Raw genomic sequence first — 25,470 nt, 5'->3', positions numbered from 1 at the left:
GGTCCCGGGCCTCGCGCCCGGATTCTTCCCATTCCGCCAGATCAAGCGGCGGCAGTCACGCAGCCGCCGCCACCGGCGGCGCGTGCGTGGGATCGGCCAGAGCGTGCAGTTCCTGGCGGATCATGTGCGTCGCCTTCAGCATCTGCTTGACCGGATAGACCAGCGCGGCCTGTTCGCCTTCGGTGTCGAACTGGGTCGGCAGACCGGTGGGCGCCTGCACCCGATTCTCGTCCAGCAGGTCCACCATGCCGGTCAGCGCCCGCTGCACGGCTTCGGGCGTGGCCGGCAGGCCGGCCAGAATGGGGATGGCCGCCGTGATCTGCGAGGCCAGGATGTGGTTCTGGATCAGCAGGTTGTTGAGCTCCGGCACGCTTACCTGATGCGAGGTGGGCTCGCTCATCATGCGGTAGAACGCCTCGGCGAAATTGCTGAAGGAGATGTGCACGTTCTTGCGCGCCAGCCGCCAGGCCAGGTCGGCGTCCGTGACCGCCGGAGTCTCGCCGGCGGCGGCGCCCACAGGCGCGCCGTGGGCTTGCATGGCCTCGACGTAGCGCAGACCGGCGATCAGGTATTCGCGGTTGGCGCGCGTGGCCGCGGCCGCCAGCGGTTTCAGGTAGCGGGCTTCCCACCAGGGCAGGATGTAGCTGCAGATCAGCGCCAGCGCGCAGCCGATCAGCGTGTCGATGGCGCGTTCGCCGATCACCGACATGGACACCGTGCCCGGCGACACGAAGTGGAACACCAGCACCACGAACAGCGTGTTGAAGGTGGCGCTGGCCATGTAGTTCAGCTGCACCAGGCTGTTGCCCATGATGCAGGCCCCCAGCAGCGCGGCGAACAGCAGTTCGGGCCGGTCGGTCAGGTTGAACAGCAGCAAGGCCAGGATGCAGCCGATCAGCGTGCCCGTCAGGCGCCAGCTATTGCGCTGTCGCGTCAACGCGAAGCCCGGCTTCATGATGATGACGATCGTCAGCATGATCCAGTAGTTGTGCGCGGAGAACGCCGGCGACAGCCACTGGCTGGCCAGCGTCATCGCGATGGCCGCGGCCGCCGTGACGCGCAGCGCGTAGCGGAAGTGCGGCGAGTCCAGGCGCAGGTTGCTGGTCAGGAGCCCCACGCGGAATTCCTGGCGCGAAATGAAGCGCGTCAGCGACTTGTTGATGCGCAGCACGTCGGTGGGCTTGGCGTCGGGCGAGGCGGCGGTGTGGTCGGCCAGGCGGTCGACGATGCGCGCCGAATTGCGCAGCCGGCGCAGCACCTGGACGATCAGCGCCAGCATCTCGGGCTCGCGTTCGCCCAGGCCCTGCTGCTTGAGCTGTTCGATCTCGTATTCGATGGCGCGCAGTTCGGCCTTGGCGCTGCTGCGGTACTGCACCTTGCGCCCGCGCGACACGTCCAGCGCGATGCGGTTGAGCTCCAGCGACATCTTCACCAGCGCGTCGCGCATGAACATCAGGCAGTCGCTGCCGGCAAGCGCGCGGCGCAGCGCCGCGTAGTCGGTGTGCGTGGCCACCAGCGTGTCCAGCAGCTGCAGCATGTCGACGAACATGTTCCAGATCATCACGCGCTGGCGGTCGCCCAGCCCCTTGCCTCGGGGCAGGGCGCGCAGCACCATGTCGCGCGCCGCCTGGTGCTTTTCCGTCATGACGGATTGGCGCTGGATCAGCTCGCGGTAGGCGTCGTCCAGGTCGGCGGTTTCATCGTAGAAAGTGGCGCGCGCCGCCACGTAGTCGGCGGTGGCGAAGAGCGCCACCGACATGGCCTGCTGCTCTTCGCGCAGCCAGAACAGGCGCGAGAAACCCAGGCTGAACGCGACATAGAACAGCGCCCCGCCCAGGGTGGCCGCGGCGTGCGCCAACACCTCGTGCGGCGCCAGCGGGGAGTGCATGGTCAGGGTCATCAGCAGCAGGCCGGCAAAGCCGATCAGCCCGCCGCGCTTGCCGAACACCGTGAACATCGAATAGACGAAACACTGCGCGATGACCGCCAGCCAGATCAGCACGGGGTGCGAGGATGCGAAGCCGGTGATGACGACCGTCAGCGTGCCCAGCGCCGCGCCGCCCAGCATCTCGTTGGTGCGGTGGCGTTGCGGCCCGCCCGGCTGGTCGATGATGGCCAGGCATTGCGCGCCGAAGGTCGCGACCAGTCCGGTGGTGTAGTTGCCGAAGAGGCCGCCCAGCACCAGCACGGGCAACAGCATTCCCACTCCCTGACGCACCCCTCCGAAGAAGTAGTGGCTGTAGAGGAAGCGGCGGATGCTGGCAATGCGCAAATCCATGGGCAGGGGCTCGGTTCAGGACGACGAAACAAGTATAGAGAGACTGTCCCATATTTTTTGCCGCCCGGCCGCCCCAAGGCAAAAAACGCCCCCTTGGGGGGCAGCAAGCGCGTAGCGCGCAGCGTGGGGGTTTTTCCGGGGCCAGATGGTTACCGAACCTTCCGCGCAACGCTGCGGGAAAGGTCGATTTGCTACCTTTGACGCAACGCGGTAAATTGCTCCACTTGCATCGGTCTGCCTATCCGAAACCGGTGCGTTGAGGCGGATTGCCAGGGTCACCTCCCAGCCATCCCGCAGCAGTTACACCTGCCGTTGGCCGCGCCACAAGCGTGTGTTGCCAAGGCTTCCATTTCGACCTCCAGCGTCCCCAAGGGGCGTTTGCACTGCGTTCTGTCGAGCGTGTGCCGGGTCGGCAAGGTGTCCGGGTGGCGTGGCTCCGTGAGCCGCAAAGCGCCGGATCATGTTGTCGGGACCGGTATGGGTTCAGTTGCCGCCGTATCCGGGCGAGCAGCAGTCAGGGTTGCAGGGCCGGTACTGAAAGGAATGACAACATGGAACTGAATGGCGCCGATATCGTCGTGCGCTGCCTGGCCGATGAAGGCGTGGAACACGTTTTCGGCTACCCCGGCGGCGCGGTGCTTTACATCTACGACGCGATTTTCAAGCAAGACAAATTCCAGCATATCCTGGTTCGTCACGAGCAGGCCGCCGTGCACGCCGCCGATGCCTATTCGCGCTCGTCGCAAAAGGTCGGCGTCTGCCTCGTGACCAGCGGACCGGGCGTGACCAATGCCGTCACCGGCATCGCCACCGCCTACATGGATTCCATCCCCATGGTCATCATCAGCGGGCAGGTGCCCACTGCGGCCATCGGCGAGGACGCCTTCCAGGAATGCGACACCGTCGGCATCACGCGTCCCTGCGTCAAGCACAACTTCCTTGTGCGCGACGTCAAGGACCTGGCCGAAACCATGCGCCGCGCGTTCTACATCGCGCGCACCGGCCGTCCCGGCCCGGTGCTGGTGGATATCCCCAAGGACATCACCATCGCGCAGTGCAAGTACACGCCGCCCAAGGGCGAGATCTCGATGCGCTCCTACGCGCCCGTCAACAAGGGCCACCAGGGGCAGATCAAGAAAGCCGTGCAGATGCTGCTGGCCGCCGAGCGGCCCATGATCTACACGGGCGGCGGGGTCATTCTGTCGAACGCCGCGCCCGAGCTGAACAAGCTCGTGTCGCAACTGGGCGCGCCTTGCACCAGCACCCTGATGGGTCTGGGCGGCTACCCGGCCAGCAGCGGCCAGTTCGTCGGCATGCCCGGCATGCACGGCACGTACGAGGCCAATATGGCGATGCAGCACTGCGACGTGCTGCTGGCCATCGGCGCCCGTTTCGATGACCGCGTGATCGGCAACCCCAAGCACTTCGCCCAGAACGCGCGCAAGATCATCCATATCGATATCGATCCCTCGTCGATCTCCAAGCGCGTGCGCGTGGATGTCCCGATCGTCGGTAACGTCAAGGACGTCCTGGCCGACCTCAGCGCGCAGTACGACATTGCTGCAGCCGAGCACAAGCCCGCCCCGATCGCCAAGTGGTGGGAGCAGGTCGAGTCCTGGCGCGGCAAGGAATGCCTGAAGTTCGCCAACTCGGACGAAGTCATCAAGCCGCAGTTCGTGGTGGAAAAGCTCTGGGAAGTGACTGGCGGCGACGCCTTCGTGACTTCCGACGTGGGCCAGCACCAGATGTGGGCCGCGCAGTACTACAAGTTCGACAAGCCGCGCCGCTGGATCAACTCCGGCGGCCTGGGCACCATGGGCGTGGGCCTGCCGTACGCCATGGGCGTGCAGATGGCCAATCCTGGACACGACGTCGCCGTCATCACCGGCGAAGGCTCCATCCAGATGAACATCCAGGAACTGTCGACCTGCCATCAGTATCGCCTGACGCCGAAGATCATCTGCCTGAACAACCGCTTCCTGGGCATGGTCCGGCAGTGGCAGCAGATCGACTACGGTTCGCGCTACTCCGAATCCTACATGGATTCGCTGCCCGATTTCGTCAAGGTGGCCGAGGCCTATGGCCACGTGGGTCTGCGCATCGAACGCCCGGCGGACGTCGAGCCGGCGCTGCGCGAAGCGTTCAAGAAGCACAAGGATCGCCTGGTGTTCCTGGACTTCATCACCGACCGCACCGAAAACGTGTGGCCGATGGTCAAGGCCGGCCGCGGGCTGACCGAAATGCTGCTTGGCTCTGAAGACCTGTAAGGAGGCCACCCATGAAGCACGTGATTTCCGTCCTCCTCGAAAACGAACCCGGCGCGCTGTCGCGCGTGGTGGGCCTGTTTTCCGCGCGGGGCTACAACATCGAGACCCTGACCGTGGCGCCCACCGAGGACTCCACGCTGTCGCGCATGACCATCGTGACCACCGGTTCCGATGAGATCATCGAGCAGATCACCAAGCACCTGAACCGCCTGGTGGATGTGGTCAAGGTCGTCGATCTGACCGAAGGCGCGCACATCGAGCGCGAGCTGATGCTCGTGAAGGTGCGCGCGGTCGGCAAGGAGCGCGAGGAAATGAAGCGCATGGCGGATATCTTCCGCGGCCGCATCATCGACGTGACCGACAAGTCCTACACCATCGAATTGACCGGGGTGCAGGAAAAAGTACAGGCCTTCCTGGAGGCCCTGGACCGCAGTGCAATCCTTGAAACCGTGCGCACCGGCGTGTCCGGCATCGGACGCGGTGAACGGATTTTGAAGATTTGACCGGCCTTCCAGGCCAAGCCGCACCCTACATCTGAATTAAACAAATATCCAAAATACTGGAATCTGGAGCACAACCATGAAAGTTTTCTACGACAAAGACTGCGATCTCTCCCTGGTCAAGGGCAAGACTGTTGCCATCATCGGCTACGGCTCGCAAGGCCACGCGCACGCGCAGAACCTGCATGAGTCCGGCGTGAAGGTCGTGGTCGGCCTGCGCAAGGGTGGCGCCTCGTGGAACAAGGCCGCCAACGCCGGCCTGGAAGTCAAGGAAGTCGCCGACGCCGTCAAGTCCGCCGACATCGTCATGATGTTGCTGCCCGACGAGAACATCGCCTCGGTCTACAACAAGGAAGTGCACGCCAACATCAAGCCCGGCGCCGCCCTGGCGTTTGCCCACGGCTTCAACGTGCACTACGGCCAAGTCGTGCCGCGTGAAGACATCGACGTCATCATGATCGCCCCGAAGGCCCCGGGCCACACCGTGCGCAACACCTACAAGCAAGGCGGCGGCGTGCCCCATCTGGTGGCCGTGTACCAGGACAAGTCGGGCGCCGCGCGTGACGTGGCCCTGTCGTACGCCAGCGCCAACGGCGGCGGCCGTGCCGGCATCATCGAAACCAACTTCCGCGAAGAAACCGAAACCGACCTGTTCGGCGAACAGGCCGTGCTGTGCGGCGGTACCGTCGAACTGATCAAGGCTGGTTTCGACACGCTGGTGGAAGCCGGCTACGCGCCCGAAATGGCGTACTTCGAGTGCCTGCACGAACTGAAGCTGATCGTCGACCTGATCTATGAAGGCGGCATCGCCAACATGAACTACTCGATCTCGAACAACGCCGAGTTCGGCGAGTACGAAACGGGTCCGAAGATCGTCACCGACGAAACCCGCAAGGCCATGCGCCAGTGCCTGACGGACATCCAGACCGGCGAATACGCCAAGAAGTTCATCCTGGAAAACACCGCCGGCGCTCCGACGCTGACCTCGCGCCGCCGCATCAACGCGGAATCGCAGATCGAGCAAGTGGGCGGCAAGCTGCGCGCCATGATGCCCTGGATCGCCGCCAACAAGCTGGTGGACAAGTCCAAGAACTGATCCATGCCACTGCGCGGGGCTTGCCCCGCGCAATCAGGGTCGAAGCGGCATGCCTGCGAGGGCATGCCGCTTTTTTTTGCAGGCTTCCCGTCGATCGGCCGGGCACGCGGCTTGCTTCGCCCCGCAAGCGGGGCCAGATGGGTTAACCTTTCAGTGTTCGTTGTAAGTTATTGAGACCATGCCCAATTTTTCCATGCGCGATTCCGAGAACCGCCACCGCGGCATTTACCTGCTGCCCAACGCGTTCACCACCGCCGCACTGTTCGCGGGGTTCTATGCCGTCGTGCAGGCCATGAACGACCGCTTCGAAGTGGCCGCCATCGCCATTTTCGCGGCCATGGTGCTGGACGGCATGGACGGCCGGGTCGCCCGCCTGACCAACACCCAGTCCGCGTTTGGCGAGCAATACGACTCCCTGTCCGACATGACCTCCTTCGGCGTCGCGCCCGCGCTGGTCATGTACGAATGGATCCTGAACGATCTGGGCCGCTGGGGCTGGCTGGCCGCGTTCGTCTATGTCGCCGGCGCCGCGCTGCGTCTGGCGCGCTTCAACACCAACATCGCCGTGGTCGACAAGCGCTACTTCCAGGGCTTGCCCAGCCCGGCGGCCGGTGCGCTGGTGGCGGGCTTCGTCTGGCTGGCCGTGGACAACAAGCTGCCCATCCATGACAGCCTGATGGCCTGGGCGGCGTTCACGCTGACCATGTACGCGGGCATTTCCATGGTGTCGAACGCGCCGTTCTTCAGCGGCAAGAGCTTCGCCCTGGGCCGCAGCGTGCCGTTCTGGGGCATCCTGCTGGTAGTGGCCGTATTCGTTTTCGTGTCCAGCGATCCTCCGGTCGTGCTGTTCGGCCTGTTCGTGCTGTACGGCCTGTCGGGCTGGATCATGTGGGCCTGGCGCTGGAACCGCGCGCGCCGCCTGACGCAGGAACGCCGTAACCAATCTTCGTGATTGGCGGCAGTCTTTAAAAACAAAACCCGCCGGATGGCGGGTTTTGTCTTTCAAGGGCGGGGGAATCAGCGCCACATGAACCGGTCGTCGTCGTACATGGGATCCGGGCCGGGATGGAAGTGCGTCAGCCTGTTGCCGTCGCGGCTCATGTACACGTACATCAGCGAGTTCCAGACCCCGTTTTCCTTGTAACGGTACGACCAGACCACCTCGCGCTTCTCGCCCAGGCCGGCTTCCTCGATGCGCGCGGGCGGGCCGAATTCGCAGCGCACGCGGTCGGGACCCCATTCGCCTTCGCTCAGCACCTTGAAATGCGCATCCGTCAGCAGCGGCACCACCTGGCCCACGCGCCCATCGGTGCCGACATTGGTACCCCAGGCATATTGGCCCATGGGCTGCTGCGTCCAGATCACGCGCCGTCCGCCATTGGCTTGCGGGCATTCGAAGTTGGGTTGGCCGAACTGGGTCAGCACGTCGGCGTAGGGCGTGCCGGGAGGAATCTGGGCCATGTTCGCGCAGGCGGCCAGCCCGGCCAACGCGGCGGCGGCCAGCGCCAGGCGGGCGCCTTTGTAATATTTAGACATGTCTTGCTCCTTATGTGGCATCGCGGCCTGCAGCGGGGCAGGCGGCCCTCATTGGGGTAATTCTAGCGAATCAGCTATAATCATCGAGCTTTATCAAGTGTATTGATCTTGCAACATCCTTTGCGCTGGCCGCAGAGCTGGTCCAGGTGCCAGGCCCCGGTGTCGAAACACCGCGTCCACACCCGGGTTCCAGGCTTCTGTTTGAGTCATCAATGGCAGCAGTGAGAAAGCGAATTCCGCCAGGTTCGCGCAAAATTTTTCCAAACCACGTCAGGGCGCCTCGGCCCTGTCGCATGTCCGAAGAGGTCATAAATGTCTGTAGCTGACATCAAGAAATCCGATATCGTCGCGCAATTCCAACGCGCTCAAGGCGATACCGGCTCCCCCGAAGTTCAGGTGGCTCTGCTCACCGCCCGCATCAACGAACTGACCGGTCACTTCAAAGAACACATGAAGGACCATCACTCGCGCCGCGGTCTGCTCCGTATGGTCAGCCGTCGCCGCAAGCTGCTCGACTATCTCAAGGGCCGCAATCCCGATTCGTACCGCGCACTGATCGAAAAACTCGGTCTGCGCAAGTGATCGACGGGGCTGGCTCCCCATGACGCAACCGTGGTCGGTGCGACGTATGTCGCGACGGCCACGGTTTTTCATTTGTAAGGAATAATCGTCATGTTCAACAAAGTGACAAAATCGTTCCAGTACGGCCAGCACACGGTCGTCCTGGAAACTGGCGAGATCGCTCGCCAGGCCTCCGGCGCCGTTGTGGTGTCGATCGAGGACACCGTCGTCCTGGCCACCGTCGTGGCTTCCAAGAAGGCCAAGCCGGGTCAAACGTTTTTCCCGCTGACCGTTGACTACATCGAGAAGACCTACGCCGCCGGCCGCATCCCGGGTGGCTTCTTCAAGCGCGAAGGCAAGCCCTCCGAGAAGGAAACGCTGACCTCGCGCCTGATCGACCGTCCCCTGCGTCCGCTGTTCCCCGAAGACTTCTACAACGAAGTCCAGGTGGTCATCCATACGCTGTCGGTCAATCCTGAAATCGATCCCGACATCCCCGCCATGATCGGCGCCTCGGCCGCGCTGGCCATCTCGGGCATCCCGTTCAACGGCCCGATCGGCGCCGCGCGCGTGGGCTACATCGATGGCCAGTACGCCATCAACCCGACCGCCTCGCAGCTGAAGTCGTCCAAGCTGGACCTGGTCGTCGCCGGCACCGAAAACGCCGTGCTGATGGTGGAATCCGAAGCCGACCAGCTGTCCGAAGAAATCATGCTGGGCGGCGTGGTCTACGGCCACCAGCAAATGCAGGCCGTCATCAACGCCATTCACGAACTGGTGAAGGACGCCGGCAAGCCCGATTGGGACTGGCAAGCGCCCGCCAAGGACGAAGCCCTGATCGCCGCGGTCACCGCCGCTGCCCAGGAAGGCCTGAACGCCGCCTACCAGATCCGCGAAAAGCAGGCTCGCACCACCAAGCTGCGCGAAGTGTCGGCTGACGTGTCGGCCAAGCTGGCTGCCGCCGCCGCCGAAAAGGGCGAAGCGGCGCCGGACGCCGTTGCTGTCGACAACATCATGTTCTCGCTGGAATCCGCCATCGTGCGCGGCCAGATCCTGAACGGCGAGCCCCGCATCGACGGCCGCGACACCCGGACCGTGCGTCCCATCAGCGTGCGTCTGGGCGTGCTGCCCCGCGCACACGGCAGCGCGCTGTTCACCCGTGGTGAAACCCAGGCGCTGGTCGTGGCCACGCTGGGCACCAAGCAGGATGAGCAGATCATCGACGCGCTCATGGGCGAGTACCGCGACCGCTTCATGCTGCACTACAACATGCCTCCGTTCGCCACCGGCGAAACGGGCCGCATCGGTGTGCCCAAGCGCCGCGAAATCGGTCACGGCCGCCTGGCCAAGCGCGCGCTGATCCCGCTGCTGCCGGCTCCGGAAGACTTCCAGTACACCATCCGCATCGTCTCGGAAATCACCGAGTCCAACGGCTCGTCGTCGATGGCTTCGGTCTGCGGCGGCTCGCTGGCCATGATGGACGCCGGCGTGCCGGTCAAGGATCACGTGGCCGGCGTGGCCATGGGCCTGATCCTGGACGGCGGCAAGTTCGCCGTGCTGACGGACATCCTGGGCGACGAAGATCACCTGGGCGACATGGACTTCAAGGTTGCGGGCACCGAGAACGGCGTCACCGCACTGCAGATGGACATCAAGATCCAGGGCATCACCAAGGAAATCATGCAAGTGGCGCTGGCTCAGGCCCGCGAAGGCCGCCTGCACATCCTGGGCAAGATGAAGGAAGCGCTGGACGGTTCGCGCGGCGAGCTCTCGGCTTTCGCTCCGCGCATGCTGACCATCAAGATCAACCCCGAGAAGATCCGCGACGTGATCGGCAAGGGCGGCGCCACCATCCGCGCGCTGACCGAAGAAACCGGCACGCAGATCGACATCTCCGACGACGGCACGATCGTGATCGCCAGCGTCGACGAAGCGCAGGCCAAGGAAGCCCAGCGCCGCATCGTCGAACTGACCGCCGACGTCGAAGTGGGCCAGATCTACGAAGGCGCCGTGCTGCGCCTGCTGGATTTCGGTGCCATCGTGCAAGTGCTGCCGGGCCGCGACGGCCTGCTGCACATCTCGGAAATCGCCAACTACCGCATCGCCAACATCAACGATGTGCTGAAGGTCGGCCAGCAAGTCCGCGTCAAGGTCATCGAGGCCGACGACAAGGGCCGCCTGCGCCTGTCCATCAAGGCCATCGGCGGCATCGAGCAGCAGCAATCCGCTGCGGCCCCCGAAGCCGCCCCGCAATCGGAACCGCAAGCTGAATAAGCCTGCTTGACCGGTAGTATGAAACGGCGCCTTCGGGCGCCGTTTTTCATGCGCCGGCCTGGGCCGCGACGGCCGGTCCTGATTCATCTTCTTGCTTCTTCAGACCCCGGACATCTCCCAACTGCGCTTACCTTCCTGTAAAGTCTTGCGCGAGAGCGCGGCCCCCCGACCACGGAGGATGGCCCGCGCGACGTGGCAAAGAAGGGGGAAACGGATGGGCAAGGCATGACGGCGTGGGCCAGATCCGCCAGTGCCGCGGCGCTGCTTGCGGCCTTGCTGAGCGGCTGCATGAGCAGCCCCGCGCCGGGCAAGGGCGGTCCCAAGAGCGAAGACATGTCCGCCGACCAGTTCGGCCAGACCGACTTCAACCGCACCGTCACGCTGGAGGTGCGCGACAACCTGGCCAGCCTGTATGTCCTGCTGGACAAGCTCTACCGCCGCAATCCGCGCGAGTGGCGCAAGTCCGGCGCGCCCGATCTGGCCAAGGCGGTGTCGCTGGTCAAGCATTCCATCGAGGTCCGCGTCCCGCCCAAGGACCTGGCGGGGCTGCGCGATATCCAGATCCTGGCCGTGTCCCTGGACCCCAACTATTCCGGCGACCGGGTCGGCGCTTTCATCTACGGCCTGGCCGACACCATCATCGCGGCCCACAACGGCAAAACCCGCCTGTACGCCACCGACGCGCTGGACGGGCAGCGGGTCTACAATGCCGCACGGAACGTCGAGGCAGCCGCCTGGCTGCTGGCGTCGCGCCGCAATACCCAGGGCGAACCCTTGCTGCTGGCCAACGAAATGTCCCAGAACGCCACCAACCTCAGCTTTGAACGCGAATTCGGCGCCATCATCGGCCGCCTGGATCTGATCGCGAATCTGCTGGGCGAGAACACGCGGCGCATCGGGATCAACTACGCGCAGGGCCTGCTGCTGTTCAATTTCCTGCCGGTGCGCTAACAGGATTTCCATCGTGATCGATATCGCCTCCATTCAGACCGCCCGCGAGAACCTGCGCGGCCAGGTGCTGAAGACCCCGTTTACCCTGTCCCGCACGCTGTCCGACATCTTCGGCGCGGAGATCTGGCTGAAGTTCGAGAACCTGCAGTTCACGGCTTCGTTCAAGGAGCGCGGCGCGCTCAACCGCATGCTGACGCTGTCGGAAGAAGAACGCGCCAAGGGCGTGATCGCAGTGTCCGCCGGCAACCACGCGCAGGGCGTGGCCTACCATGCCCAGCGCATGGGCGTGCCGGCCGTGATCGTGATGCCGCGCTTCACCCCCACCGTCAAGATCGCCAACACGCGCCGCTTCGGCGCCGAGGTGGTGCTGGCCGGCGATACCTTCGACGACGCCAAGGCGTGCGGCTACGAGCTGGCGCAGGAGCGCGGCCTGATCATGATCCACCCGTACGACGACGAGGCGGTCATATCCGGGCAGGGCACGGTGGCGCTGGAAATGCTGGAAGACCAACCGCAGCTGGACACTCTGGTCGTCGCCATCGGCGGCGGCGGCCTGATCTCCGGCATCGCCACCGCGGCCAAGGCGCTCAAGCCCGGCATCGAGATCATCGGTGTGCAGACCGAACGCTTCCCGTCCATGTACGCGGCCGTCAAGGGCGTGTCCATGCCGCAGGGCGCGTACACCATTGCCGAAGGCATCGCGGTGAAGTCGCCGGGCGCGCTGACCCAGCCCATCGTGACGCAATTGGTCGATCGCCTGGAGCTGGTCAGCGAAAGCGATATCGAACACGCCATCGTGGTGCTGCTGGAAATCGAGAAATCGGTGGTCGAAGGCGCGGGCGCCGCAGGCCTGGCCGCGCTGCTGCGCGCGCAGGAAGAGGGTAGCGACCGCTACAAGGGCAAGCGCATCGGCCTGGTGCTGACGGGCGGCAACATCGACCCGCTGATGCTGGGCGAACTGATCGAGCGCGGCATGGTGCGCGCAGGCCGCCTGGCGCGTATCCGCGTGGACCTGCGCGACCTGCCGGGCGCGCTGGCACACGCCACCAAGCTCATCGCCGACGCGCAGGCCAACATCACCGAAGTGCACCACCAGCGCGCGTTCACGTCATTGCCGGTGCGCAATGTCGAGGTGGATTTCGTGCTGCAGACGCGCGGCCACGAGCACATCCAGGAAGTGATCGACATACTGAACGCGGCGGGCTTTGCCGCCAGCAACCACGACCACTGAGCGCGCCGGCGCGGTTCAGGCGGCGCCGTTCTGCGCGGCGTCGCGCGCCAGCAGGTTCTTCAGGCCGTACAGGCGCTCGCGGTGCAGCGTCGCCGACAGCGGCTCGGGCTCGCGCCCCAGCGCCACATAGTCCGCGGGCACCTGTGCCGCCGCCGCGCGGATGGCATCGGGCGCGGCCTGCCACCACTGCGTCAGCATGCGGTCGGGGTTGTAGACGTCCAGCCCCTGGCGCCGCAGTTCGGAACGATTGAAATCCTTCAGATTCCAGGTCAGCACCTGCACCACAGGCGGCTGCTGCAGGCCGCAGCGCGCGCGCCGCGCCAGGCCGGCCGCGATCACGTGGAAGTCCTTGGGATCGCTGTAGCGCAAGGACGCCTCGTAGACCTGGGTGTCCGTTTCGCGGGCGCCGGGAAAGCGCGCGTTCATGTCGTCCCAGAGTTCCATCATCACCTCCGGCGGGATCTCCCAGATGCGCGAGGCGTTGCGGCGCCATTCCTCGCCGATGCGGTCGGTCCAGACCGGCGTGTACACGCCGGCCTCGGCCAGCCTGAGCAGCAGGCGGCGCAGGATGCCGGACATGAGGACGCAGGCGTCGAGGACGATGAAGGGCGGGGGGGAGGAAGCGGCGGTCAAGTGGGGTCTGAAGCCCCGCCGGCGCACGGCAGGCAGGGCGGAAACGTGGAAAACGAGGCGCAAGAATAACGTTTTTGGAAGCGGCCCGGGGCCGGCTGCCGTGCGCAAGAGGGGCGGCAGGCTCTAACCGAGTTCGGCGCGCACCGCATTGCACAGGCTCACCAGGTTGCGCCGCGACACCAGGCACTGCTTGAGCGGGGTATCGATGGCGTAGAAATAGATATTGGCGAGAAAGCCATAGAGCCCCGCGTCCACGCTGCCCGGATTGGGGCCGAACATGAAGCCGTTGTCGCCCAGCAGGCTGGAGATAGCCTCCAGGTCGGCGATCCCGCGCGCATAGGCGTCTTCGGGGGCATAACGGCCTATGCCTTGGTAGTGATAGCGCTGGAAGTTGTACTGGCGGGCGGCTTCCAACTGCTCGGGTTTGACGTCCGGATGGGCGTCCAGCAGCGCCTTGCGGAAGATTGGCCAATAGCGGTCGTCGCGCCAGCGCGAATAGGACATGACCCAGTACAGATCGTCCAGCGCGCGGCGCACCAGCAGGTCCTGCCGCTGCTGCTCGGGCGTGAGGGAACCGTCGATGGTCAGTTCGTACTGGCGCTTCAGGTGGGCGATGATGGCGTCGCTGTCGCCGATGCGCAGATCGCCGTCGGCGATATAGGGCAGTTGGCCGCGCGGCGCGGACTGCACGTCCAGCGTATGCCGATGGTCGAACGGCAAGCGGCACAGCTTCAGGAAGGCGTAGATCTTCAGGCCGTAGGGGTTGTTGTCTTCCAGCCCATAGAGTCCGGGGTACGAATAGAGGGTGATCATGGCGCGCTCCCTGATTACCGGACTAGATTAGATCGGCGGGACGAATTTTGCGCGCTTCAGTTTGACGAGGCAGGCGTTCGCCGGTTTGCGACGAAGGGGGGACGCCTGTCCTGTGGCGGGGTGGTGCCCGAGACCGGAATCGAACCGGTACGGCCGCGAGGCCGAGGGATTTTCTTACCACTTCGGCTTTCGCCGCCAGCGCGGATGCGCTGTTCGTGGTCTGGAGCACGCCTTCACCATAGCCTTGCGGCCTTAGGTGCCCGCCGTCTGCTCTCTACACCTTCCCCGGCCATGCGGCCTGGGCTTGGCTCGGCGTTGGCTCGGAACGGGTCCAGGGCATTCGCCGAGTTTGACGGGCTACACCTTTGGAGTTTCCCCCAAAGGGCTCAAATTAGTTCAAGTCCCTTGTGTCTACCAATTTCACCACTCGGGCGTTGCACGGCCCCGGAAGGGCCGGCAGCGGGCGAGACTATACCATCCCGGGGCCAGAGGCCTGGATTACGGACTCCTGGCGACGGGGCGTTCAGGAGACGAAGCGCACGGCGGGGCGCGGGCGTTCGTCCACGGTCAGGGAAAAGACGTCGGGGCGCGAATAGTGGCCCACCACGTCGAAGTCGTAGCGGGCGCGCACCAGTTCCGCCGTGTCGACCTGGGCGGTCAGCAGGCCGGCCTTGCCGCGCAGCGGACCCGCCAGCACGTCTCCCAGCGGGCCGACGATGACCGAACCGCCGTTGATGAGCGGACGGTTGGCGTCCCAGCCAGGCACGTCCTGGCCCAGCTCGGCGGGCGAGGGCTGCACCTGGCAGGCGCTGACCACGAAGCAGCGGCCCTCATGCGCGATGTGGCGCATCGAGCACTGCCAGATGTCGCGCTCGTCCACCGTGGGCGCGCACCAGATTTCCACGCCCTTGGCGTACATGGCGGTGCGCAGCAGCGGCATGTGGTTTTCCCAGCAGATGGCGCCGCCGATGCGGCCGGCTTCGGTGTCGACGACCGGCAGCGTCGAGCCGTCGCCCTGGCCCCATATCAGGCGTTCGGTGCCGGTGGGCATGAGCTTGCGGTGCTTGGCGACGAGGCCGGCCGCAGGTTCGAAGAACAGGGCGGTGCAATACAGCGTGTTGCCGCCCCGTTCGATCACGCCGACCACCAGGCTGGCGCCGGTGCGCTGCGACAGGGCGGCGAGCGCCTCGGTTTCGGGACCGGGCACATCGATGGCGTTGTCGTAATAGCGGGCGTAGGCTTCGCGGCCTTCGGGCAGGCGGTAGCCCAGGCGGGTGCCGAAGATCTCGCCCTTGGGATAGCCGCCCAGCAGCGCTTCGGGCATGACCACGAGCGAGGCGCCAGAGGCGGCGATCTCGCCTTCGTAGGCGAGGATGTTTTCCAGGGTGCGGGCGCGGCCTTCGGGGGAGGAGCCGATCTGCAGGGCGGCGACGATTTTCGTGGTCATGGCGAGGGTCTCGGGAACGTGGCAACGGGGCTTCAGTGTCCGGCCGGCCCTAAAATCAATCAATCCTGGTCAGAGATAAATGATATGAATCAGATTGATATCGAGTCGGCCGACCTCAACCTGCTCAAGGTCTTCGAGGCCATCTATGACGAGGGCGGCGCGGGGCGCGCCGCGCTGCGCCTGGGCGTAACGCAGTCGGCGGTCAGCGCCGCGCTGGGCCGCCTGCGCGCGCTTTACGGCGATCCGCTGTTCACGCGCACCGGCAGAGGGCTGACGCCCAGCCTGCGGGCGCGCGAACTGCGGCCTGTCATCGGCGAAGCCCTGGACAAGTGCCGGCAGAGCCTGTCGCTGGCGTGGCCGGGCGCGGCGGGCTTCGTCGGCCGCTCGGTCACGCTGGGCCTGTCGGACGATTTTGAGATCGCGCTAGGGAGGGACGCGATCCGCGCCCTGGCGGACAGCGCGCCGGGCCTGCGTATCATTTTCCGGCAGACCCACAGCCGCCTGGCCGCCGACATGCTGATGGCGCGCGAGGCCGATCTGGTGATCGCCTCGGGCGGATTGACCACGCAGGCCTTGCAGCGTGTGACGGTCGGACAGGGCGGCTATGCCTGCCTGCTGGACCCCGCCAGCCTGGCGCCGGGCCAGACCTCGCTGTCGCTGGAGGAATTCGTCCGCCGCCAGCACATCCTGGTGTCGTCCGGCGGCTTCATCGGCGTGGTGGATGAAGTACTGCACGGGCTGGGACTGACGCGCAGGGTGCAGGCATCGACCACGCATTTCTCGGCGCAGGCCTTCTTGCTGCCGGGCAGCGATGCCTTGTCGACCTTGCCAGCGCACGCGGCGCGCGGCCTGGCCGCCGCTTCCGGCCTGCGCATGCTGCCTTGCCCGGTCGCCATGCCGGGGTACGCCATCGAAATGGGCTGGCGCGCCGACGCCTTGCGCGACGAGGCGGTGGTCGTGGTCAGGCGCGGGTTGCTGACCTTGCTGAATGGCTATGAATGGGAGCGTGCCGCCTAGGCGCGCAGCCTACTTGCGCCGGAACAACCGGCTCAGCAAGCCGCGCGGCGCCGCAGCGGCCTGTTCCGCGGCCAGGGCATTGTTCAAGGACAGTTCCTGGTACTGGGGTTTGCCGTTCTGCTGATAGGAGGCGGCGGCCTGGCGATAGGCCATGGCGGATTCCGCGTGACGCCCCATTTCACCGTAGGCCTGGCCGCGCGAAAACAGCGCCCAGCTGCGGTAGTCCGGATCGATCGCGATCAGTCGGTCGCAGGCGGCCTGCGCCTCTTCGTGGCGCTTGGCGGCGATCAGCGCGTTGATGCGCTCGGCGTGCAGGGCGCCGTCATCCGGCCAGCGCGCCATGGCGCGGTCGGCGTCGGCCACAGCCTCGTCCGCGCGGCCCAGATGGATCAGCGCCTCGATGCGGGCGCGGCGCCACTTCAGCCAGTCCGGATCCAGCGAGATCGCCACTTCGGACAGCGGCAGGGCTTCCTCATGGCGCTCCAGCCGGTTCAGCATGTCGGCCGCGTTGCCGGGCAGGAAGTCGCTGTCGGGCGCCAGCTCGTAGCCCTGCAGGTAGTACGCCAGCGCCTCATCCCAGTTGCGCTGGTCGCGTTGCGCGTTGCCGGCCACGAACAGCAGTTGGGCGTCGCCGCTGGTCATGGGGTCCAGCTCCCGGAGCGCCTGCTCGGCCAGCTCCGGATCGCCGCTGCGCACGTACTCGCGGGCCTGTTCCCTGCGGCCTTCCCAGCCGCTGTCAGACAGCGCGTCCAGATGATGCCACAACGGCGCGGCTTCGTCCGCGCGGCCCAGCCGGTGCAGGGACCGCGCCTTGCCTTCCAGGGGCCAGTCCCAGTCGGGCTCGCGCCGTAGCAGGCTGGTCCATTCCTCGACGGCATCCGCGTGGCGTTCCAGCGCCTGCAGGCACGAGGCGCGGTTGTGCTGGATGGCGTTCTGCTCGCCCAGGATGGCGCGGGCGCGGTCGAACATTGCGATGGCGTTGTGCAGGTCGCCCAGGCTGCGGTAAGTGTTGCCGGCGTCGTACAGGAACATGCCGTTGCCCGGCGCCAGCGAGGTCGCGCGCCGGAAATGCGGCTCGGCTTCGGCGTGTCGCCCGGCGTTGGCCAGGTTGGACGCGATATAGCAATGCGGCGCGCCGGCGGATGGGCGCAGCTGCGCGGCGCGGGTCCAGCACTGGATGGCCTCATCCAGCTGGCGGTCGTTGATCAGCAGATAGGCCTGCGCCATCAGCAGCCCGAAGTGCGAAGGCGTGCGTTGCAGGGCATCGCGCAGGACGCGCCAGGCTTCCTGTCGTTCGCCGGCGTTGTAGCGCGCGGTGGCCTGGACGCGGATGGCGTCGGCGCAATGCGGGTCCAGGGTCAGCGCCCGGTCCAGGTCGGCCTGGCGCGCAGCGTGGGCGCCGCGCTTGTCGTGATACCGGGCGCGCAGCGCCCACAGGAGGGCCGAGGCGGGCTGTTCGCGCAACCCTTGTTCACACAGCGCCAGCATTTGCGCGTGCTCGTCGCCGTCGTCGGCGCGATGGATGGATTCGATCAGGGCGGACATGCGCGGGATTCCGTGGGGTAGGGCTAGGGCGCCGAGGCGCCGGCTTCGTGGCGGCAGCTGTAGGGACGGTCGGCGCGCGGGATGTCGTCGCTGCCGCACTGCCACCGGCGGATGCCGCCGCCTTTCCTTTCGGAACGCAGTTCGGGCAGGTAGACGAGATGCTTGCCGCCCAGCGTGGGCCCGTCCGCGGCGCCGGGGTCGCCAGCGATGGTGAAGCGCAGCACGCCGTTGACCGGATTCAGGCTTAACGCGCTGAAGCCGCTGCTGTTCAACGATTCCTGGGTGACGCCGAGCGCCGCCATGTCCGGGGCGTAGGCCCCGGTGCGCCGGTAGTGGTTTTCGGCCAGCATGCGCACGGGTTGCGACACCAGGTCCAGGCGGATCACCTCGGCGCGCAGGGGATTGTCTTCCTGCTTGGGCTCCATGACGATGGCGCCGACGATCATGCCGCCCGCGACCAGCGCCAGCACGCCGAGCACGATGAAGATGAACTTGCCCGCGCCCGTGATGGAGCGGGTCTTGGCGATGGCGGGCCGGATGGCGCGCGGGTCCGCCTGGCTGGAGACCACGTAGGTGCCGGAGATCCAGTTGTGCATGGCGCGTTCGCCGAAGATGGTCCTCTGGATGCGGTAGAAGATGCCGGGCAGCGCGATGTTCAGCACGTACTTCATCAGGTGCCGCCAACTGGCGCGCAGGACGCCAGGGTGATCGCCATTGCGGTTCACGACGCGCAGCTTCAGCACCCGCTTGCCTGGGGATCCGCCGGCCCAGGCGTCCATCAGGGCCGGCAGCATCAGGCCGATGAAACCGGCGGCCATGGCCAGCAGGACGGGGCGCGCAGCGCCGGCCAGGGATTCGTAGGTCAGATTGGCGGCGGTGCTGAATCCGATCATGGCCGTGACCATCACGACGGCGTCGATCGCGGTGGCGCCAAGCCGCGGCCAGATGCCGGGGAAGACCGGGGCATTGCCGGCGCGGGCCGGGGCGGCCTTGGCGGTCTTCGCAGCCTTCGCGGCAGGCGCGGCCGCTGTGGGGGCGGCCAGCGGCGCATTGCAGCTGAAGCACTGGGTGTTGGAGGCCGGATTCTGCCAGTTGCAGCGGGGGCATTGCATGGGCGGCGGTGGCGGCCTGGAAATGCCGCAAGAGCGTGGGGAGTGCGGATGTTACCGGGAAAACCCCGATCCCAGGACGCTGCCACTAAGCACGACACTTCCCGCCATGAAGCCCGTCCAGCCCCTTTCGCCGCATCCTCGCGATATCGATCCCGTCTCCCTGCGCCTGTTCCTCGCGGCGCTGGAGGAGGGCAGCCTGGCGCGCGCCGCCGCCCGCGAGAACATCGTCCCTTCCGCCGTCAGCAAACGCATGTCGGAAATGGAGGACGCCTTCGGCGTGCCACTGCTGGAGCGTGGGGTCAAAGGCGTGCAGCCCACGCCCGCGGGCAATGCCCTGGCCACGCACGTGCGCATGGTGCTGCAGAGCATGGACCGCATGCGCCGCGAAATGGCGGGCTTTGCGACCGGCGTGCGCGGCAGCATCCGGCTGGCGGTCAGCGTGGCGGCGCTGTCCGGCGAACTGCCGGCGCAGATCCAGTCCTTTCGCCGCGCCTATCCCCAGATCGATATCTCGCTGGAAGAAGGCACCACGCAGGAGGTGTTCCGCGCGGTGCTGGACGGTCAGGCCGACGTGGCGGTGGGTTCCGATTTCGGCCATGACGGTTTGCAGGTCTTTAATTGCGGCCGCTGCGATCTGGCGGCGGTGGTGCCTGGCCAGCATCTGCTGGCCGATCGCGACACGCTGGACTACGCGCAGCTGCTGCCCTTCGAGCAGATCGAACTGAACCGCGACAACGGCATCAGCGCGGTGTTCGAGCAGGCGGCGCAGGATGCGGGCGTGGCGCGGCGCATCAGCGCGCGGGTCAGCTCGCACGAAACCATCTGCATGCTGGTGGCGCGCGGCATGGGCGTGGCCGTGGTGCCCATGTACCTCAAGGCGCGCCACGCCAACCTGGACATCCGCTTCATTCCGCTTTCTGGAGCCTGGTCCAGCACTTCCTTGTGCATCGCCGTGCTGGGGTTGGACGCCTTGCCGCCCGCGGCCCGCGTGCTGTTGGCCCATCTGGGCGTGGCGGACGCCGCCTGAAACGACAGGGCTCAGGGCTTTCCCGGACGTTCCCAAACGAGAATGCCCCCGTGCTGAAAGAGCGCTACCCGCTGATCCGGCTTGCCGCCGATGATGGGGGCATGGGGCGGCGGCATGCATCGATCTTGCCACCGCCTGTTTTTCAGCGCATCAGGCCCGAGGATATGCAGATGGCAGCAACACCGGCTTCACCCTTCATGGACCACTCCGAGTTGCCGCTGCGCGGCATCAAGGTGCTGGAGCTGTCCCACATGATCATGGGCCCGGCGGCCGGCCTGGCGCTGGCGGACCTGGGAGCCGAAGTCATCAAGGTGGAGCCGATCGAAGGCGACCGCACCCGGCGCCTGAAAGGCTCGGGCAGCGGCTACTTCCCGGTCTTCAACCGCAACAAGCAAAGCCTGGCGATCGACCTGAAGGCAAGCGCAGGGCAGACCGTGGTGCGCCAGCTCGCCTTGCAGGCGGACATGGTGGTGGAGAATTTTCGCGACGGCAGCCTGGCCCAGTACGGGCTGGACTATGAGTCGCTGTCGGCCGAGAACCCCGGGCTGATCTACGTGTCGCTCAAGGGCTTTCTGTCCGGTCCCTACAAGCAGCGCACCGCGCTCGACGAAGTGGTGCAGATGATGGGCGGGCTGGCCTACATCAACGGCGGCGCGGACTCGCCCCAGCGCGTGGCGGCCTCGGTCAACGACATCCTGGGCGGCACCTTCGGCGTGGTGGGCGCGCTGGCGGCGCTGCACGACCGCCACGCCACGGGGCGCGGCAGGCACGTGCGCTCCGGCCTGTTCGAGAACAATCTGCTGCTGGTCGCGCAGTTCATCGCGCAGTACCAGCTGACGGGCGCGGCGCCCAAGCCCATGGGGGCGGAACGCCGGCCGCCCTGGGGCGTGTACGACGTGTTCGAGACCGCCGACGGCCGCGTGTTCGTCGCCGTGGTGGGCGATGCGCAATGGCGCAACTTCGCGCAGAAATTCCTGCCGCCCGAATGGGCCGCCGATCCGCGCCTGGCCACCGCCGTCGACCGCGAGGCGGCGCGGCCCTGGCTGGTGCCGGGCGTGGGCGAGATCCTGAAGACCTGGAAGACCGACGAACTGTGCGCGGCCTTGGAAGCCGCCGGTCTGTCGTACGGCCCGATACGCCAGCCGCACGACCTGCTGGACGACGCGCATCTGAACGCCGGCGGCGCGCTGCTGAAGACCCGGCTGCCGGACGGCGGGGAGATATCCGCGGCGGCGTTGCCTATCGAGTTCGACGGCCTGAAGGCCGGCAAGCGTTCCGATCCGCCGCGGCAGGGCGGCGACACGCAGGCCATCCTGCAGGGTCTGGGCTGGGATGCCGCGCGCATCGAGGCCCTGCGCAGCGCAGGCGTCATTGCATGAACGGGCGGTAGCGCCCGATATCGGTCGAGGCGGCGCAGACCGCCAAGACTTCCATCGAAGAGGAGACAAGATGATCCGCAAACTGTTCGCGGTGGCCGCGCTGGCCGTCGCCTGTGCCGCACACGCCCAGGACTACCCCAGCAAGCCCATCCGCATCATCATCCCGTCCACGCCGGGCGGGGGCACCGACTACATCGGTCGCCTGATGAGCACCAAGTTGCATGAACTCAACGGCTGGTCCGTCATCCCCGAGAACAAGCCGGGCGCGGGCACGGCGCTGGGCCTGGCCGAAGCGGCGCGTTCGCCTGCCCAGGGTTACGACCTGGTGATCGGCCAGTCCGACAACGTCACCCTGATTCCGCTGCTGATGAAGGTGTCGTACGACCCGGTCAAGGACCTGGCCCCGGTGGCGTTGGTGGCCACCACGCCCATGGTGCTGCTGGTGTCGGACAGCTCGCCCTACAAGACGCTGCCCGAAGTGATCGACGCCGCCAAGAAGGATCCGAACAAGATCTCCTATGGCACCTCGGGCACGGGCGGCGGCGTGCACATCGCCATCGAAATGCTGCAGCACGCGGCCGGCTTCAAGATGCAGCACGTGCCGTACAAGGGCTCGGCGCCGGCGCTGGCGGACCTGATGGGCGGGCATCTGCAGTTTGCGGGCTCTTCGATCTCGTCGGCGGCCACGCTGATCAAGTCCGGCAAGGTGCGCGCGCTGGCGGTCACCTCGCCCAAGCGCAATCCGGCGCTGCCGGAGGTGCCCACGGTCGCGGAGCTGGGCTACAAGGATTTCAGCGGGGTGACCTACTACGGCGTGCTGGCTCCGGCCAAGACGCCGCCCGCCATCGTGTCGCGCCTGAACAGCGACTTCAACAAGCTGCTGGCGCGCAAGGACGTGCAGGAGGCGCTGGCCGCGCAAGGCCTGGAAACCGATCCGGTGTCCACCGAACGGTTTGCCGCGCTGATCAATTCGGATATCGCCAAGGCGCGCCAGACCATCGAAAGCGCGGGCATCGTGGTGCAGCAGTAGGCGGGCCGGGAAAAGGACAGCACATGAACCAGGAAATCAGGCTTTGCGAAGTGGGTCCGCGCGACGGGCTGCAGATGGCCAAGGGCATGATGTCCGCGGCCGACAAGCTGCGCTGGATCCGGCAACTGGCCGATGCCGGCCTGCGCGAGATCGAGGCGGGCAGCTTCGTGTCGCCGCGGTTGGTGCCGCAGATGGCCGATACGGGCGCCGTCCTGCCCGAGGTCCTGAAGATCGACGGGCTGACCGTCGTCGCTCTGGTCTGCAACCTCAAGGGCGCCATTGCCGCCTACGAGGCAGGCGCGCACGCGCTGTCGTTTCCCGTCTCGGTCAGCGACACGCATAGCCGCGCCAACGTGGGCAAGGGCACCGACGCGCAGGTGGAGGTGATGGCCGCCATTGTCGATTGGGCGCGGGCACAGCCGCGGCCCATGCGCATCGATGCGGCGGTCGCCACCGCCTTCGGCTGTTCGCTCGAAGGCGCGGTGCCGGTGCGCCGTGTCGCGCAGGTGGCCGCCGCCGCCGCGTTGGCAGGCGCAGACGAGATCGCGCTGGCAGACACCGTGGGCTATGCCCATCCGGCGCTGGTGCGCGATGCGGTGCGCGCCGCGCAGGACGCCGTGGGCGCGCGGCTGGTCAAGCTGCATCTGCACGACACGATGGGACTGGGCCTGGCCAATGCGCTGGCCGGGCTGGACGAGGGCATCCGCGCCTTCGATTCCTGCCTGGGCGGCTTGGGCGGCTGCCCCTTCGCGCCTGGCGCGTCGGGCAACATCGTTACCGAAGACCTGGTCTTCATGCTGGAAAGCATGGGCTACTGCACGGGCGTGGATCTGTCGCGGCTGTTGCAGGCGCGGCCCTTGCTGGCCCAGGCGCTGCCGCAGGAAAGCCTGCGCAGCGGCGTGGCCGCCGCTGGCATACCGAAGACCTACCGGGCGCGCGTCCCGGTCTAGCGCAAGTCCGGGAAAGGGGGCGGCGCTAGCGGTAGACGATCACCGGCAGCGTCGAATGCGCCATCACCTTCTGCGTCTGGCTGCCCAGCAGCACGGCCGCCAGCCCGCCATGGCCGCGCGAGGCCATGGCGATCAGGTCGCAGCCTTGCGTCATGGCGATATCGATGATGGTCTGCGCCGGGTTATTGCTTTCGCGCATTTCGGTGGTGCAGGACACGCCCGCGGCGGTGGCCTGCGCGGCCGCTTGCGACAGGTACGACCTGGCGAGCTCCTTGGCCTCGCGCTCATACTCCGTATGCACCCCTTCCAGATGCACCGTTTCCATGGAAGTGGGGCGGTAGGCGCTGTACACCGTCAGCACCGTGACGCTTGCGCCCAGGGCGCTGGCCAGGCCCAGTCCTTGCGCCAGGCCGGCATATGAGCGTTCGGATCCGTCGATGGGGATGAGTATGTGCTTGTACATGACTACCTCCTGAGGGTGGGGAGGGCGGCGCGAGTGCGCGCGGCCCTAGGAGCGTGAACAGCGGCTGTCCTCATACTACGCCTTGTGGCGGCTCTCGGCGAATCGCGAGGAAAATACGCTGGGCGCGGCCGGCGCACCCATGGCGGCGGCACGGACCGTACCTACTGCGTCGTCATCCCGCTACCTACACTTCCTCCTGAAGCCTTATTTGCGCAGCGCGGCTGCAAGGGAGGGAGTAGTGAGCGGAACGGTTTACCTGGTTGGCGCCGGTCCGGGCGATCCCGAGCTGCTGACGGTGCGCGCCTTGCGGCTGTTGCAGCAGGCCGATGCCGTGGTCTGTGACCGGCTGGTGGGCGCCGGCATTCTGCCCCTCATCAATCCCGCCGCACAATTCCATGACGTCGGCAAGATGGTGGGCGACTGCCGGCATCGGCAGGAAGACATCCATCAGTTGCTGTTGGCGCTGGCGGGGTCTTGCTCCCGCGTCGTGCGCTTGAAGGGCGGTGATCCGTTCATTTTCGGCCGGGGCGGCGAAGAACTGCTGTTCCTGTCCCGGCATGGCGTACCGGTTGAGGTCGTGCCGGGCATCAGCGCCGCCAATGGCTGCGCGGCAGCGTTGGGCATTCCTTTGACGCATCGGGGCGTGGCGGCCAGCGTGCGTTTCATCACGGGCCATCTGCGGGACGATGCTGGTCTTGAACTGGACTGGAGTTCGCTGGTCGATCCCACCTGTACCCTGGTGTTCTACATGGGGGTTGCCAACGCCGCCGAGATCGTCGCGTCCTTGCAGCGGCATGGGCGTGGCGGCGATACGCCGGCCGCGCTGGTTCATTCCGGCACCACCGAAGCCCAGGACTGGACGGTGGCCCCCTTGCGCCAGATTCCGCAGCTGGTGGCCGGCTTCAAGCCGCCCACGCTGCTGGTGGTCGGCGACGTGGTACGTCTGGCGCAGCGGGCATGGTCCGCCGCCGCGGCGGGACAGCTGCTGTTGCGTGACACGGCCGAGCCATGCGCCCCGGTCGCGGCCTGACATGCCTGGCGCTGGCCTGTTGCACGGGGCTGGGCGCGGCGGCGGGCCAGGTGCAGGCGGCGCCGGACCTCGATCCCGCCGATCGGCAGCGGCTCATCCACCTGGTGCGGCAGGACTGCGGCTCCTGCCATGGATTGCGCCTGAGTGGCGGCCTGGGGCCGGCGCTGACGCCGCAAGCGCTTGCCGGCAAGCCGCCGGCCTATCTCGAACAGGCGATTCTGCACGGGCTGCCCGGCACCGCCATGCCCGGGTGGCGCGGCATGCTTGCGCCCGACGAAGCCGCCTGGATCGCCGCGCGCCTGCTCCAAGGCTTTCCTGAGGAATAGAAGG

At 66.5% G+C, this 25,470-nt stretch carries 23 protein-coding genes; 15 read left to right on the top strand and 8 right to left on the bottom strand.

Going from position 1 to position 25,470, the window contains the following annotated elements; translation table 11 throughout:
* Positions 1-55 precede the first annotated feature (55 nt).
* Positions 56-2,278, bottom strand: coding sequence for an FUSC family protein (locus NGK62_RS04750; protein ID WP_251877646.1), 2,223 nt, complete (start codon positions 2,276-2,278; stop codon positions 56-58).
* Between the two features lie 497 nt (positions 2,279-2,775).
* On the opposite strand from NGK62_RS04750, the gene NGK62_RS04745 reads away from it, so the two are divergent.
* The 4 genes from NGK62_RS04745 to pssA all read left to right on the top strand — a co-directional run bounded on the left by NGK62_RS04745 (position 2,776) and on the right by pssA (position 7,093).
* Positions 2,776-4,545: an acetolactate synthase 3 catalytic subunit gene (locus tag NGK62_RS04745; RefSeq protein ID WP_255423500.1), complete on the top strand. Its 1,770-nt coding sequence runs from the start codon at positions 2,776-2,778 to the stop codon at positions 4,543-4,545.
* 11 nt (positions 4,546-4,556) lie between these two features.
* Positions 4,557-5,048: an acetolactate synthase small subunit gene (gene ilvN / locus NGK62_RS04740; RefSeq protein ID WP_054450173.1), complete on the top strand. Its 492-nt coding sequence runs from the start codon at positions 4,557-4,559 to the stop codon at positions 5,046-5,048.
* A 76-nt stretch (positions 5,049-5,124) separates the two neighbouring features.
* A complete protein-coding gene (gene ilvC / locus NGK62_RS04735; RefSeq protein ID WP_013391929.1) occupies positions 5,125-6,141 on the top strand; it encodes a ketol-acid reductoisomerase in 1,017 nt (338 codons plus the stop codon).
* Positions 6,142-6,319: 178 nt separating this feature from the next.
* On the top strand, positions 6,320-7,093 hold the full coding sequence (gene pssA, locus NGK62_RS04730) for a CDP-diacylglycerol--serine O-phosphatidyltransferase (protein ID WP_059373830.1): 774 nt from the start codon (positions 6,320-6,322) through the stop codon (positions 7,091-7,093).
* Positions 7,094-7,158: 65 nt separating this feature from the next.
* Here the strand turns inward: pssA and NGK62_RS04725 are convergent, their stop codons facing one another.
* Positions 7,159-7,677 carry a hypothetical protein gene (locus NGK62_RS04725; protein ID WP_059373831.1) on the bottom strand — a complete coding sequence of 173 codons (519 nt, stop codon included), beginning with the start codon at positions 7,675-7,677 and terminating at the stop codon, positions 7,159-7,161.
* Between the two features lie 312 nt (positions 7,678-7,989).
* Between NGK62_RS04725 and rpsO the strand changes: the two genes are divergently transcribed.
* The 4 genes from rpsO to NGK62_RS04705 all read left to right on the top strand — a co-directional run bounded on the left by rpsO (position 7,990) and on the right by NGK62_RS04705 (position 12,694).
* A complete protein-coding gene (gene rpsO / locus NGK62_RS04720; protein WP_006223612.1) occupies positions 7,990-8,259 on the top strand; it encodes a 30S ribosomal protein S15 in 270 nt (89 codons plus the stop codon).
* A 90-nt stretch (positions 8,260-8,349) separates the two neighbouring features.
* Positions 8,350-10,512 carry a polyribonucleotide nucleotidyltransferase gene (pnp, locus tag NGK62_RS04715; RefSeq protein ID WP_059373832.1) on the top strand — a complete coding sequence of 721 codons (2,163 nt, stop codon included), beginning with the start codon at positions 8,350-8,352 and terminating at the stop codon, positions 10,510-10,512.
* Between the two features lie 288 nt (positions 10,513-10,800).
* On the top strand, positions 10,801-11,463 hold the full coding sequence (locus NGK62_RS04710; protein ID WP_410469166.1) for a hypothetical protein: 663 nt from the start codon (positions 10,801-10,803) through the stop codon (positions 11,461-11,463).
* 13 nt (positions 11,464-11,476) lie between these two features.
* A complete protein-coding gene (locus tag NGK62_RS04705) occupies positions 11,477-12,694 on the top strand; it encodes a threonine ammonia-lyase (protein ID WP_251877644.1) in 1,218 nt (405 codons plus the stop codon).
* 15 nt (positions 12,695-12,709) lie between these two features.
* On the opposite strand, the gene NGK62_RS04700 is transcribed toward NGK62_RS04705, so the two are convergent.
* From NGK62_RS04700 to NGK62_RS04690, 3 genes are all read right to left on the bottom strand, one after another.
* On the bottom strand, positions 12,710-13,273 hold the full coding sequence (locus NGK62_RS04700; RefSeq protein ID WP_240633213.1) for a PIN domain-containing protein: 564 nt from the start codon (positions 13,271-13,273) through the stop codon (positions 12,710-12,712).
* Between the two features lie 177 nt (positions 13,274-13,450).
* On the bottom strand, positions 13,451-14,140 hold the full coding sequence (locus tag NGK62_RS04695; protein ID WP_251877642.1) for a glutathione S-transferase family protein: 690 nt from the start codon (positions 14,138-14,140) through the stop codon (positions 13,451-13,453).
* A gap of 523 nt (positions 14,141-14,663) precedes the next feature.
* On the bottom strand, positions 14,664-15,587 hold the full coding sequence (locus NGK62_RS04690) for a carbon-nitrogen hydrolase family protein (RefSeq protein WP_118931713.1): 924 nt from the start codon (positions 15,585-15,587) through the stop codon (positions 14,664-14,666).
* Positions 15,588-15,671: 84 nt separating this feature from the next.
* Here NGK62_RS04690 and NGK62_RS04685 point away from each other — a divergent pair, with 84 nt between their 5' ends.
* Positions 15,672-16,604: a LysR substrate-binding domain-containing protein gene (locus NGK62_RS04685; RefSeq protein ID WP_251877640.1), complete on the top strand. Its 933-nt coding sequence runs from the start codon at positions 15,672-15,674 to the stop codon at positions 16,602-16,604.
* Positions 16,605-16,613: 9 nt separating this feature from the next.
* On the opposite strand, the gene NGK62_RS04680 is transcribed toward NGK62_RS04685, so the two are convergent.
* Positions 16,614-18,149, bottom strand: coding sequence for a tetratricopeptide repeat protein (locus NGK62_RS04680; RefSeq protein ID WP_251877638.1), 1,536 nt, complete (start codon positions 18,147-18,149; stop codon positions 16,614-16,616).
* 23 nt (positions 18,150-18,172) lie between these two features.
* The gene (locus NGK62_RS04675) at positions 18,173-19,261 is read right to left on the bottom strand and encodes an RDD family protein (protein ID WP_251877636.1); all 1,089 of its coding nucleotides are present in this window, start codon (positions 19,259-19,261) and stop codon (positions 18,173-18,175) included.
* Positions 19,262-19,367: 106 nt separating this feature from the next.
* On the opposite strand from NGK62_RS04675, the gene NGK62_RS04670 reads away from it, so the two are divergent.
* From NGK62_RS04670 to NGK62_RS04655, 4 genes are all read left to right on the top strand, one after another.
* Positions 19,368-20,288: a LysR family transcriptional regulator gene (locus NGK62_RS04670; protein ID WP_059375554.1), complete on the top strand. Its 921-nt coding sequence runs from the start codon at positions 19,368-19,370 to the stop codon at positions 20,286-20,288.
* Positions 20,289-20,458: 170 nt separating this feature from the next.
* Positions 20,459-21,667: a CaiB/BaiF CoA transferase family protein gene (locus tag NGK62_RS04665; RefSeq protein ID WP_118931816.1), complete on the top strand. Its 1,209-nt coding sequence runs from the start codon at positions 20,459-20,461 to the stop codon at positions 21,665-21,667.
* A 70-nt stretch (positions 21,668-21,737) separates the two neighbouring features.
* On the top strand, positions 21,738-22,697 hold the full coding sequence (locus NGK62_RS04660; RefSeq protein ID WP_251877634.1) for a Bug family tripartite tricarboxylate transporter substrate binding protein: 960 nt from the start codon (positions 21,738-21,740) through the stop codon (positions 22,695-22,697).
* 23 nt (positions 22,698-22,720) lie between these two features.
* The gene (locus NGK62_RS04655; protein WP_251877632.1) at positions 22,721-23,647 is read left to right on the top strand and encodes a hydroxymethylglutaryl-CoA lyase; all 927 of its coding nucleotides are present in this window, start codon (positions 22,721-22,723) and stop codon (positions 23,645-23,647) included.
* 25 nt (positions 23,648-23,672) lie between these two features.
* On the opposite strand, the gene NGK62_RS04650 is transcribed toward NGK62_RS04655, so the two are convergent.
* Positions 23,673-24,110, bottom strand: a complete 438-nt coding sequence (locus tag NGK62_RS04650; protein ID WP_059375544.1) for a universal stress protein — start codon at positions 24,108-24,110, stop codon at positions 23,673-23,675.
* A 238-nt stretch (positions 24,111-24,348) separates the two neighbouring features.
* On the opposite strand from NGK62_RS04650, the gene cobA reads away from it, so the two are divergent.
* Positions 24,349-25,140, top strand: coding sequence for a uroporphyrinogen-III C-methyltransferase (gene cobA / locus NGK62_RS04645; RefSeq protein ID WP_118931719.1), 792 nt, complete (start codon positions 24,349-24,351; stop codon positions 25,138-25,140).
* Positions 25,119-25,466 carry a c-type cytochrome gene (locus NGK62_RS04640; RefSeq protein ID WP_118931720.1) on the top strand — a complete coding sequence of 116 codons (348 nt, stop codon included), beginning with the start codon at positions 25,119-25,121 and terminating at the stop codon, positions 25,464-25,466. Before cobA ends, NGK62_RS04640 begins: the two co-directional genes overlap by 22 nt.
* Positions 25,467-25,470 lie beyond the last annotated feature (4 nt).

Source organism: Achromobacter sp. Marseille-Q4954 (assembly GCF_943737025.1).
GTDB lineage: Bacteria > Pseudomonadota > Gammaproteobacteria > Burkholderiales > Burkholderiaceae_B > Achromobacter > Achromobacter bronchisepticus_A.
Note: the sequence above shows the minus strand (reverse complement) of the source record. Positions and strands in the feature narration are given on the sequence as shown.

Excerpts from the sequence above, each read along its gene's own strand:
- NGK62_RS04710 (WP_410469166.1), top strand. The coding sequence starts at position 10,801 with ATGAGCAGCCCCGCGCCGGGCAAGGGCGGTCCCAAGAGCGAAGACATG.
- NGK62_RS04660 (WP_251877634.1), top strand. The coding sequence starts at position 21,738 with ATGATCCGCAAACTGTTCGCGGTGGCCGCGCTGGCCGTCGCCTGTGCC.
- ilvN (WP_054450173.1), top strand. The coding sequence starts at position 4,557 with ATGAAGCACGTGATTTCCGTCCTCCTCGAAAACGAACCCGGCGCGCTG.
- rpsO (WP_006223612.1), top strand. The coding sequence starts at position 7,990 with ATGTCTGTAGCTGACATCAAGAAATCCGATATCGTCGCGCAATTCCAA.
- NGK62_RS04725 (WP_059373831.1), bottom strand. The coding sequence starts at position 7,677 with ATGTCTAAATATTACAAAGGCGCCCGCCTGGCGCTGGCCGCCGCCGCG.
- pssA (WP_059373830.1), top strand. The coding sequence starts at position 6,320 with ATGCCCAATTTTTCCATGCGCGATTCCGAGAACCGCCACCGCGGCATT.
- ilvC (WP_013391929.1), top strand. The coding sequence starts at position 5,125 with ATGAAAGTTTTCTACGACAAAGACTGCGATCTCTCCCTGGTCAAGGGC.
- NGK62_RS04750 (WP_251877646.1), bottom strand. The coding sequence starts at position 2,278 with ATGGATTTGCGCATTGCCAGCATCCGCCGCTTCCTCTACAGCCACTAC.
- NGK62_RS04695 (WP_251877642.1), bottom strand. The coding sequence starts at position 14,140 with ATGATCACCCTCTATTCGTACCCCGGACTCTATGGGCTGGAAGACAAC.
- NGK62_RS04675 (WP_251877636.1), bottom strand. The coding sequence starts at position 19,261 with ATGCAATGCCCCCGCTGCAACTGGCAGAATCCGGCCTCCAACACCCAG.
- NGK62_RS04650 (WP_059375544.1), bottom strand. The coding sequence starts at position 24,110 with ATGTACAAGCACATACTCATCCCCATCGACGGATCCGAACGCTCATAT.
- NGK62_RS04690 (WP_118931713.1), bottom strand. The coding sequence starts at position 15,587 with ATGACCACGAAAATCGTCGCCGCCCTGCAGATCGGCTCCTCCCCCGAA.
- NGK62_RS04680 (WP_251877638.1), bottom strand. The coding sequence starts at position 18,149 with ATGTCCGCCCTGATCGAATCCATCCATCGCGCCGACGACGGCGACGAG.
- NGK62_RS04670 (WP_059375554.1), top strand. The coding sequence starts at position 19,368 with ATGAAGCCCGTCCAGCCCCTTTCGCCGCATCCTCGCGATATCGATCCC.
- NGK62_RS04665 (WP_118931816.1), top strand. The coding sequence starts at position 20,459 with ATGGCAGCAACACCGGCTTCACCCTTCATGGACCACTCCGAGTTGCCG.
- NGK62_RS04685 (WP_251877640.1), top strand. The coding sequence starts at position 15,672 with ATGAATCAGATTGATATCGAGTCGGCCGACCTCAACCTGCTCAAGGTC.
- NGK62_RS04655 (WP_251877632.1), top strand. The coding sequence starts at position 22,721 with ATGAACCAGGAAATCAGGCTTTGCGAAGTGGGTCCGCGCGACGGGCTG.
- NGK62_RS04640 (WP_118931720.1), top strand. The coding sequence starts at position 25,119 with ATGCGCCCCGGTCGCGGCCTGACATGCCTGGCGCTGGCCTGTTGCACG.
- pnp (WP_059373832.1), top strand. The coding sequence starts at position 8,350 with ATGTTCAACAAAGTGACAAAATCGTTCCAGTACGGCCAGCACACGGTC.
- NGK62_RS04700 (WP_240633213.1), bottom strand. The coding sequence starts at position 13,273 with ATGTCCGGCATCCTGCGCCGCCTGCTGCTCAGGCTGGCCGAGGCCGGC.